The sequence below is a fragment of the Bacillus sp. FJAT-27251 genome (genome assembly GCF_001273925.1).
Lineage (GTDB): Bacteria > Bacillota > Bacilli > Bacillales > Cytobacillaceae > Mesobacillus_B.
Genome location: NZ_LIGG01000001.1, coordinates 1,574,456 through 1,584,102, shown reverse-complemented (window position 1 = coordinate 1,584,102; position 9,647 = coordinate 1,574,456). Strand labels below are relative to the sequence as shown.

Below are 9,647 nucleotides of genomic sequence, written 5' to 3'. Positions count from 1 at the left end.
GGCACATTGGCAGATTCATCGTGACCCTGCATCACCAGTTCAGCTGGTTTTGGGATCATTGATACACTTTTCCCTACCCTCATAGAGTGGCTAGTCGTTTCCATTCCATTATTTATCCCCGTATTATAACACGAATAAGCTTCACATACGAAAAACCCATTTACAGCAAAAAACCGGGCGGTGCCTGACCCCCGGTACGGTGAAGCGTTAACTCGCCAACGGGTGCCTGACCCCCGGCGCGGTGATGCGTTAATCTCCCAACGGGTGCCTGACCCCTGTTAGTAGAGCATTGGGTTTTGCAGTGTGCCTTCGAGCATGAGGTCATCGAGGGTTCTGAAGGTGTATCCCTGCTTTTTAAGGTCCTTGATGACTTTTTCGAGTGCTTCGGCGTTGTCTTTTGATACTGTGTGCAGCAGCAGGACGGCCCCTGGGTGGATTTGCTTCATGATGTTGTTATAGGAGTACTCCCATCCTTTTTGCCTTTTCGTATCCCAGTCCATGAAGGCCAGTGACCAGAGGATATGGGTGTATCCTTCTTCTTTTGCCAGCTTGAGCGTCCGCTCGCTGAGGATTCCCCGGGGCGGCCTTAAGTAGGCCATATGCTTTTGCCCAGTTATCTCGTAGGTTTTCTCCCTCACCTTCTCAAGCTCGGTTTTCAGCCTCTCATCATTCACTTGCGTCAAATCAGGGTGATAGTAGGAATGGTTCCCGATCGTATGGCCTTCTTCGGCCATACGGATGACAAGATCCTCGGCTGTTTCAAGATAATGTCCGGTAATAAAGAAGGCAGCAGGCACCTTTTCTTTTTTCAGCACATCCAGAATCTGTTCGGTATAGCCATTTTCATAGCCATTATCGAAGGTTAAATAAATGTCTTTTTTGGCGGGGTCGCCTTTATATACTCCTCCATAATCTTTAAGAAGGTTCTCCAGCTGCTTGCCAGCATCAGCAGGCTTGCCGCCCCGACCCTTTGTGAATCCCCAATGCACCGGTTTATTGGAAACCTCGGCACGTGCGGCCAGCGGGCTGCCAATGCTGAAGATAAGGCATACTGCCAGAAAGATATTAATACTCTTTTTCATATTTGTCCTCCATTAATTGTTTTTTATATTGTTTGTTTTACCGGCTAAAATAAACGAAAAAAGCAGTGCGATTAACGCACTGCTTTTTTCCAATTTTTATTTTCAGATTTCCTTCATCGAGGTGATGGACGACCGAAAATGAAGCTGAATTCGAAAAACGATCCTCCATCAGGCGAATGGACGACCAAAAATGAACTTAAAAACGGTCTTCCATAAGCTGAATGGAGGACCAAAAAAGGGTCTGCAACCCAAAATCGGTCCCCCATCGCGTAGATGGAGGACCCATAAACATACATATACAGAAAAACAGTCCTCCATCAGTAGATCCAAAAACCCACAAACAGACCTATCCACAGATACTCGTCTGCCGGTACAAGTTTTCCTGTTATTTAAACACCGGCTCTTTAAACTGTGCCAGTTTTTCAAGCGAGGATTTCTCAACGTCTTCATGCAGGCTGTTTCCATGCGAATCCATTGTCACCACTGCAGTGAAATCTTCGACTTGAAGATGCCACATAGCTTCCGGGATTCCAAAATTCATCAGGTCCACTCCGTCTACCGACTTGACGCATTCTGCGTAATACTGGGCCGCACCTCCGATGGCGTTAAGGTAAACGCCGCCGTGCTCCTTCAATGCCGCAAGGGTCTTGGCACCCATGCCGCCTTTCCCGATTACGGCGCGGATGCCGAACTTCTTCATGATATCGCCCTGGTAAGGCTCTTCACGAATACTTGTTGTCGGCCCGGCCGCTTTTACATGCCAATTGCCTGCTTCGTCTTTCAGCATGACTGGTCCGCAATGGTAGATAACTTGTCCATTCAGGTCTACTGGTGCGTCATTGTCCATCAGATACTTATGGATCGCATCACGCCCGGTGTACATTCTTCCGGTAATTTTGACCACATCGCCAACCTTGAGCTGGCGTATTTGCTCTTCCGTAATCGGGGCAGTAAGCGTAATGGCTTCCTGGGAGATTGGCGCTTCAGCCGCTGCGGCGATTTCCGCAGCTGCCGCATCCTCGCCGGATTCGTCCGCAAAGTCAATGTCTTCGCCTTCCTGGTATAGCCAGTCCTTAATTTCGCCTGTTTCCGGGTTTACCTGTACACCAAGCCGGCGGAATGCCCAGCAGTTGTACGCAACCGACACAAAGAAACTTGCCGGGATGCGGTTCATCACACCTACTTTGCATCCAAGAAGGGTGGTCTCGCCGCCAAAGCCCATCGTGCCGATTCCCAGCTCATTGGCATTATCCATGATGTATTCCTCAAGCATGCGAAGCTCTTCGTTAGGGTTCACATCATCCACCGAACGGAACAGCTGCTCCTTCGCCAAATCATAGCCCGAAGAGCGGTCGCCGCCGATGCCGACTCCGATAAAACCGGCACTGCAGCCTTGCCCTTGCGCCTGGTAGACGGAATGCATGACACACTTGCGGATGCCGTCAAGGTCCCGTCCGGCACGGCCAAGGCCTTCAAGTTCGCATGGCAGGCTGTACTGGATGTTTTTATTTTCACAGCCGCCGCCCTTTAAAATCAGGCGCGCATCAATAAAATCCTTTTCCCATTGTTCAAATTTGATGACAGGCAATCCGAGCCCAAGGTTATCGCCGCTATTATCGCCAGTAAGTGAGTCGACGGAATTCGGGCGCAGCTTGCCGTCCTTTGTTGCCTGGACGATCGCAGCTTTAATCGCCTCTTTCATCTGAAGCTGGTTCGCCTCGACAGGAACCTTCAGTTTAAAAGTAGGAAGCCCTGTATCCTGGCAAATCGGCGATACATTCTCATCCGCCATTTTAATATTATTGGTAATCGTCGCCAGGCTCATGGCAGAGCGGGTTCCGGCATTCTCGCGCTGCTTTGCGCCCTTAATCGCACGGCGCACGTCCTTCGGCAGGTTTGTAGATGTTTGCACAATCAAGTGGTACATGCTCTCTTGAAACTTTTCCATGTTCATTTGTTTATCCCCTCTCCTCATGCTCCCATATTCGTCAATCTATTTTTGTGAATTTTCTATTACAATACCGCTTTCATTATACTCCTATCGCCGTTCTTTTAAAAGATGGAAAACTCCTAATCCCTCTGGATCGACTCCAAAAAAAAGAGACCCGGCAGGCCTCTTTATTTGTCGCGGTTATTGAACTCGCGGCATTTTGCATCCATTTCCTCGACAATCGCGATCATGCGGTCGATATCCTCCAGCTCGGCCTGTTCCGGATCGATGGCATCCAACAGATCCATAAAGGCGTTCAGGCGGTGCTTTAGAAATACCACTTGGGTATTTTGGTCCTTAATCGGGCTTCCCAATCAACTCTCTCCTTTCACTTCCGTTCTCATCCTAACGAAAATAGGCGGCTGTTGCAATCTTAATCAAACGTTTGATTAAAATTTTCAGCGTATTCTTCGGGCAATCTTATTGTCACCTGTCTGCACCATTTCAATTACAAAATTAAGTCAGGGAGCAGGCAAAGCTCACCTGCTCCCCATCTGCTTCATCATTCATCGATTCCAGCTGCCTTGCCTTCCCTGCTGGAGTCGGCGGCGCCATACATTTCTCCCGATTCCTGATTGATTGCAATGGCCTGGACATTGCCGATTGGGTAAGGCTCCTTGCCAAATTCGAAGCCCAGCTGCTCCAGCTTGCCTTTTGCCAGTTTGTCTACATGCGCTTCCCAGCCAATCAGTGGGCCGGTGCTGTTGAAAATGCGCGGTTCTTCAATCGCTTCCTTTAAATCCATTTTAAAATCCAGAACATTTACAAGCGTCTGGAATACGGAACCCACAATGGTTGGTCCCCCCGGCGACCCGAGCGTCAGCACAGGTTTTCCATCCTTGAACACGATAGTGGGGCTTTTGCAGCTGACGGGGCGCTTGCCGGCTCTAGGCTCGTTTAATCCCCCCGGTACTGGGTCAAAATCGGTAAGCTCATTGTTAAGCATAAAGCCATAATCCTTCACCATAATTCCTGAACCAAATGGATGCTCGACTGTCGAAGTGCAGGCAACGATATTTCCCCAGCGGTCCATGACTGTAAAATGAGTCGTTTCGCTTCTTTCCCGCTCAGGCTCAAACGGCTGTGTAACCACACTGATTTCCTCACCGTTCTCATACGCCCACGGGTTCCCAAAGTCGATGGCTGGGTTTTTCCCTTCAAAATTGATAAACTTGCGGCGTTCACGCAGGTACTCCTCGTTAAGCAGCCCCTCGACAGGGATATGGTTGAATTCCGGATCACCAGAGAATGCGACCTTGTCCGAAAAAGCAATCCGCATGGCTTCGACAAACAAGTAATACTTCTCCCATGACTTGGCATCATACTTGCTGAGGTCAAACCCTTCAAGAAGTTTCAGGATTTGCAGCACGGTGGTTCCGCCGGCACTCGGCATATTGGAGGATGCCACCTTGTACCCTCTGTACTCCCCCCAGACAGGCTCGTCAATCATAGGCCTATACTCCTTCAGGTCGGACAGCTCCATAAATCCCCCATTTTCCTTTAAGGTAGACACAATCGCTTCCGCTATTTCGCCTTCATAAAATGCCTTGATGCCTTCCTTTTGCAGAATCCTGTAGGTCTTAACAAGATGCTCCTTGAAATAGGTATCCCCTTCTGCCAGCGCCTTTCCTTTTGGCAGGAACAATTCCCTCGCCTGGTCATTCAGGCGGTATTCGAATTCCTTTAGCGCCCAATCAAGCATGAAGTTGACGTGAATGCCCTTTTCAGCCGCCTCAATGGACGGCTGAATCAAATCGGCTAGTTCCTTTGTTCCATGCTCCTGCAGGGCAGCATCCATCGCGGCCAATATGCCGGGCACTCCTACGGCCGTAGCATGGGTCGACCTTTTTTTAAAAGGGATTACTTCCCCTTTGTCGTCCAAAAACATCTCAGGGTGAGCCTTCTTGGGCGCCTTGGAGTGGCCATCGTAGATTTTCGTTGTGTTGCTCTCACTATGATGAACCATGAAAAATCCACTGCCGCCGATTCCGGTCATCATCGGTTCCCCAAGATTGAGGGCGAATTGTACCGCCACAGCTGCATCGATGGCATTTCCGCCTTCTTTCAGGATTTGATTTCCAATGTCGGTTGCCGTCGGGTGGGCGGATACGACCATCCCTTTTGCACCCCTGGCTGTTTCCCTTTCATACTCACTTCTATTTGAACGGGTTATTATTTCTTTTCCTTTTGCCATATTATTGCCTCCAATTCATTTGACAGACAGATATCAGTTTTTACCCATTTCCCCGTTAAGCAAAACTATGTCAAAATACCAAAAAGACCAGTCCTAACCTGGACTGGCCCTTTCCTGAAATTTTTTTATCGATTATTTTTGTTCATTTGGTCTTCGGGAGGAATGGAAAGTGTATTGGAAGTGTTTCCTAGCTCCGGAGTATCTTTAGGCTTGCTGTCCATTCCTGTTGCATAGGCATTTGTTACATCGGAATCAGCTTTTTTCGCGCCCATATCGGTTCCTGTTGAACCCGATGTATTGCCATTATTTTCACTCGCTGCATCCACAACAGGATTGTCCATTGCCACTGATCCTGCCTCTTTGACTTTGGAACCGATTTCAGCAAGTTCACCTTTTGCATCCATGGCGGTATCGACAGCCTCGCTGGTTATCTCCTTTGCTTCGCTCACTTTTCCAAACATATCCTTGTTCAATCGGTCGTACAAGCTTTGCGCATCATGGATGGCTTCCTTCAATACATTGGACGCGTCCTTGAATGAACTCACCATCTGTTCCTTTACATCTGAAGGGTTATTTTTCACTTCGCTAATCATGTTCATGGAAGAATCTTTCACATTTACCGCGGCGTCCTTTACCTTTGTCCTTGTGTTGGCATCAAGCATCGCCAGGACTCCGCCAATCACGCCGCCGATAAGGATCCCCTTCATCATTTTGCTGTTGTTGCTTGAAGATGAAGTTGCGGACGAACCGAATGATGTTTTCACATTGTTCATTGAAGAATCCATGCTGTTCGTTTCATTGGGCAAAATATTTTGTGCCATTATTAGTTCCTCCTTAACATAGATAGTATGTGCGATTATATTGGTGTAATTCCCGGCATCGCAACACGCTAAACACCTTTGTCAGGAGGAAGTGGAATTACAAGGAAAAAACATAAGCAAAAATGCCGGCGCTATGGCCGGCATTTTCACTGGATTATCTAGGGCGTTCACTTGACACAAACCCAAAAGTCACATGATCCTGAATGGGAATCCAGGCCCCAATTCCCTGGGAGGTAACATTTTGCACTACAATCATCTTCTTGTTTCCTTTTAACATCAAGTAAACTTCCCCGTATGTCACCTTGCCTTTTTCGTTTATGGCAGGCGCATAGGCGTACAGATAGCCGAGCCGGTTTGGCTGGATGTTATAAATATGGTCCTTTTTTGTACCCGCGCCGACAATCGTTTCCAAGGCCAGCGGCAGCCCTGTCTTCTTTGCGGCTTTCAGCATCATCATCTTTTGGACATCCTCAGCGTTCTTTATCTTCGCCGTCAGGCCTCCTTTGACAGCTTTTTGCTGCTCCTGGACATAATGGATTTGATAGGGAGCGTTGCCGCCACGGTTATCATAATAGTTGGTATTGATTTTTTGGTACTGCCAGTTAGGCGATGTCTCTGTCGATTCATAATTAAGCGGCCACTCTCCGAGATAAACGATGGCCCGGTAGCCAATTGCAAAAGGCGTACTGTTAATGCTCGTTTCGTTCAAAAGGCGAATAAGATCGGGATTTTCAATTTTAACCTTCGAGGTCTCAATCAATGTCTTCGCAAGCTCGCTCGGCTGCAAGGAAGGCAGGTCCTCTGCTGGATTTGGATAGGTATTGTCCTTAGTAATATTCATAACAGAATCAGGAATTGCATATTTAGCCTCCTGCTTTGGAGCAGGTGCTGGCTTATCACCCTTTTTCTCAGCGGCCGCCGGTGATAAAAAAGCTAGCATGAACACCATGCCTAAAAGGATAATGCTGTACTTTTTCATGATGTCGGACTCCTTTCCTTACTACAAAACATTCTTGATTGTAGTTTTTTCGTAGTCCGCGCAGATTATCCGCCTTTTTTAAATTATCTTGGAGAAGCAGCCAGTTTTTCGAAAAGCCTTTGAGCGTAAGGCGCGAACAGCTGCAGTATCGGTCCGACCGCAAAGGTGACAATCACCGTTCCAATCCCAATTGGCCCGTTAAAGAAAAAGGCAAGGATTAAAGCCGTCGTCTCCCCGATGGTCTTTGCGACCATCAAGCTGAATCCAAACCTTTCCCGAAGCGCCATCATCAGGCTGTCAATCGGGCTGAGCGGGAGCTTTCCCTGAATATAAATGGGAATCCCAATGCTCATGATCAGCAAGCCCAACAGAAATATGACCCCCTTGGAAGACAGGTCGACGGCTGTTAGGTTTTTAAAGGCAATCAACAGCCAAAAATCGATAAATACTCCAGTCAAAAACAAGGTGATGATGGCGCCAAAGTCCGGCCGCCGCTTTCCAAGATAAGCATTAAAGATAATCAGGAAAATTCCTACAAGAACAACCCAGGTCCCCGGAGTAAAGGCGACTGTTTCCGACAGGCCGACATTGAGGGCGTCCCACGCTCCGGATCCAAGTCCCGATTTGATTGTCAGGGATATTCCAAGCGACAGAAGTGCCAGGCCGACTAGAAAGAACAATATTCTGTAAAACCACATCATTGTGTTATCTCCTTTAGTGATTAAAAACTCTGCTCCAGGCAGGAACAGAGTGGTATTATTATATTTATTTTCTTATATTCTCTAAATACTTATGCCTTCTTTATTTTGATGCAGGCTGTTCCGGGATGATTTCAAACGTCTCATGCACTTCAATGCTGCCAATGACCGATTGGACCATCGAGCAATTTTTCCGCGTGAGCTCCATGGCTCTTTCAAGTTTGCTCTCGCTAAGGTTCGTGCCGGTAATCCTGAAATGGACAGTGATTTTCTCCACACGGTCCGCCTCTTCGGAGTTGCGCTCCACATCCGTTTTAATTTCTATATCACTGAATTCCTGTCTCATTTTGTTGAGGATTTTCCTCAGGATTCCACCGCTGCATACGGCAACTGAAGCCACAAGCAGCTGGTAGGGCCGGAAACCATATTCCTCATCGCCCGCTACATCAAGCCGGCCAAAGCCGAGGTCCGCGTAAAAACCAACGTCCTTTTTCATTTTAAATTCCATTCCCGCTCCTCTTCCTTTCCCAGGTCCACCTGAACCTGTGCATCTAAGAGAGAGTATACTATTTTTCCCGGCCTTATACATTAAAAACATTTCCCTTGCCAGGAAAGTGGCTCTCGGTTACCATCAAGGAGGAATAATATGGAACGGAGTAAAAACATGGGAAATAAATTTCACTTCTGGATTCTGGTCAGTATCGTGGCCATTTCGGGTTTGTCGCAGGGGATGCTTCTTCCTTTGATTGCAATCATTTTTGAGCAGGATGGCCTGTCATCCTCCATGAACGGCTTCCATGCCACCGGTCTTTATATAGGGATTCTCCTTGCCTCCCCCTTAATGGAAGGTCCGCTAAGAAGATTCGGCTATAAGCCCATCATTCTGGCTGGCGGATTTGTGGTGGTACTGGCACTTGCGCTTTTTCCAGCCTGGAAATCGTTCTGGTTTTGGTTCATTCTTCGTTTCCTGATCGGCATTGGGGACCATATGCTTCACTTTGGGACCCAAACATGGATTACATCCGCTTCTCCAAAGGACCGCCTCGGCCGGAACATCGCCCTTTATGGCTTATTTTTCGGGCTGGGCTTCACGCTGGGGCCGCTTCTGACGAGGCTGCTGGAAATCAGCGAAGCGCTGCCGTTTATCATATCTTCCGCCATCAGCCTTACAGCGTGGCTGCTTGTCTGGGTTCTGAAGAACGAATTCCCCGAAAAGGATATGGAAACAGGCTCCTTATTTGGTACCATGAAGCGCTTTGGCAAAGTGTTCAAATATGCATGGGTCGCGTTCCTTCCGCCATTTGGCTACGGATTCCTGGAAGCATCGCTCAATGGAAATTTTCCTGTATATGCACTAAGGAACGGGATTGAAATCGGGGCTGTGGCCATTATCCTGCCTGCGTTTGCCGCTGGAAGCATCGTTTTCCAGCTGCCGCTTGGAATCCTGAGCGACCGATTTGGCCGTAAAAGAGTCCTGCCTGCTGTCATGCTAGCCGGCTTTATTTGTTTTACAGCCGCCGCCATGCTCCAGGATTCCGTAATCGGATTGCTTATTTGCTTCTTCGTTGCCGGGATGCTCGTTGGTTCCACCTACTCCCTTGGCATCAGTTTTATGGCCGACCTGCTGCCCCGGCCGCTCCTGCCAGCAGGAAACCTGATGGTAAGTATCTTCTTTTCATTAGGAAGCATTTCAGGACCGCTTATTGGGGGCCTGGCGATTCAGCACTTAAAAGGCGCAGGCTTCTTCTATGTAATCAGCACCATGCTCCTGCTCATTTTCTTCGCCCTGATCAGCTTCAGGCCGGGCCTCACAGCGAAGGAGTCCAGTACCGCATAGAACATAACAGATAGGAAAAGGGAGCTGACATTCAGCTCCCTTTCTT

At 48.3% G+C, this 9,647-nt stretch carries 9 protein-coding genes; 1 reads left to right on the top strand and 8 read right to left on the bottom strand.

All coding sequences use genetic code 11. The annotated features are described in order from the left end of the window. Window positions 1-278: 278 nt before the first annotated feature. The 8 genes from pdaA to ADU22_RS07440 all read right to left on the bottom strand — a co-directional run bounded on the left by pdaA (window position 279) and on the right by ADU22_RS07440 (window position 8,272). Window positions 279-1,082 (bottom strand): delta-lactam-biosynthetic de-N-acetylase, encoded by an 804-nt coding sequence (gene pdaA / locus ADU22_RS07475; RefSeq protein ID WP_053361593.1) that lies wholly within the window; start codon window positions 1,080-1,082, stop codon window positions 279-281. A 385-nt stretch (window positions 1,083-1,467) separates the two neighbouring features. Further along, the gene (locus ADU22_RS07470) at window positions 1,468-3,036 is read right to left on the bottom strand and encodes a fumarate hydratase (protein ID WP_053361592.1); all 1,569 of its coding nucleotides are present in this window, start codon (window positions 3,034-3,036) and stop codon (window positions 1,468-1,470) included. 164 nt (window positions 3,037-3,200) lie between these two features. After that, a complete protein-coding gene (locus ADU22_RS07465) occupies window positions 3,201-3,386 on the bottom strand; it encodes an SE1561 family protein (protein ID WP_046525673.1) in 186 nt (61 codons plus the stop codon). A 188-nt stretch (window positions 3,387-3,574) separates the two neighbouring features. Next, window positions 3,575-5,266, bottom strand: coding sequence for a gamma-glutamyltransferase (gene ggt / locus ADU22_RS07460; RefSeq protein WP_053361591.1), 1,692 nt, complete (start codon window positions 5,264-5,266; stop codon window positions 3,575-3,577). A gap of 125 nt (window positions 5,267-5,391) precedes the next feature. Beyond that, window positions 5,392-6,087, bottom strand: coding sequence for a hypothetical protein (locus ADU22_RS07455; protein ID WP_053361590.1), 696 nt, complete (start codon window positions 6,085-6,087; stop codon window positions 5,392-5,394). A gap of 154 nt (window positions 6,088-6,241) precedes the next feature. Next, the gene (locus ADU22_RS07450; protein ID WP_053361589.1) at window positions 6,242-7,066 is read right to left on the bottom strand and encodes a YfkD famly protein; all 825 of its coding nucleotides are present in this window, start codon (window positions 7,064-7,066) and stop codon (window positions 6,242-6,244) included. 83 nt (window positions 7,067-7,149) lie between these two features. Further along, complete coding sequence (locus ADU22_RS07445; RefSeq protein WP_069187961.1) at window positions 7,150-7,767, bottom strand: YczE/YyaS/YitT family protein; 618 nt, start codon at window positions 7,765-7,767, stop codon at window positions 7,150-7,152. 100 nt (window positions 7,768-7,867) lie between these two features. Further along, window positions 7,868-8,272 (bottom strand): OsmC family protein, encoded by a 405-nt coding sequence (locus ADU22_RS07440; protein ID WP_053361588.1) that lies wholly within the window; start codon window positions 8,270-8,272, stop codon window positions 7,868-7,870. A gap of 138 nt (window positions 8,273-8,410) precedes the next feature. On the opposite strand from ADU22_RS07440, the gene ADU22_RS07435 reads away from it, so the two are divergent. After that, window positions 8,411-9,601 (top strand): MFS transporter, encoded by a 1,191-nt coding sequence (locus tag ADU22_RS07435; RefSeq protein ID WP_082252803.1) that lies wholly within the window; start codon window positions 8,411-8,413, stop codon window positions 9,599-9,601. Window positions 9,602-9,647 lie beyond the last annotated feature (46 nt).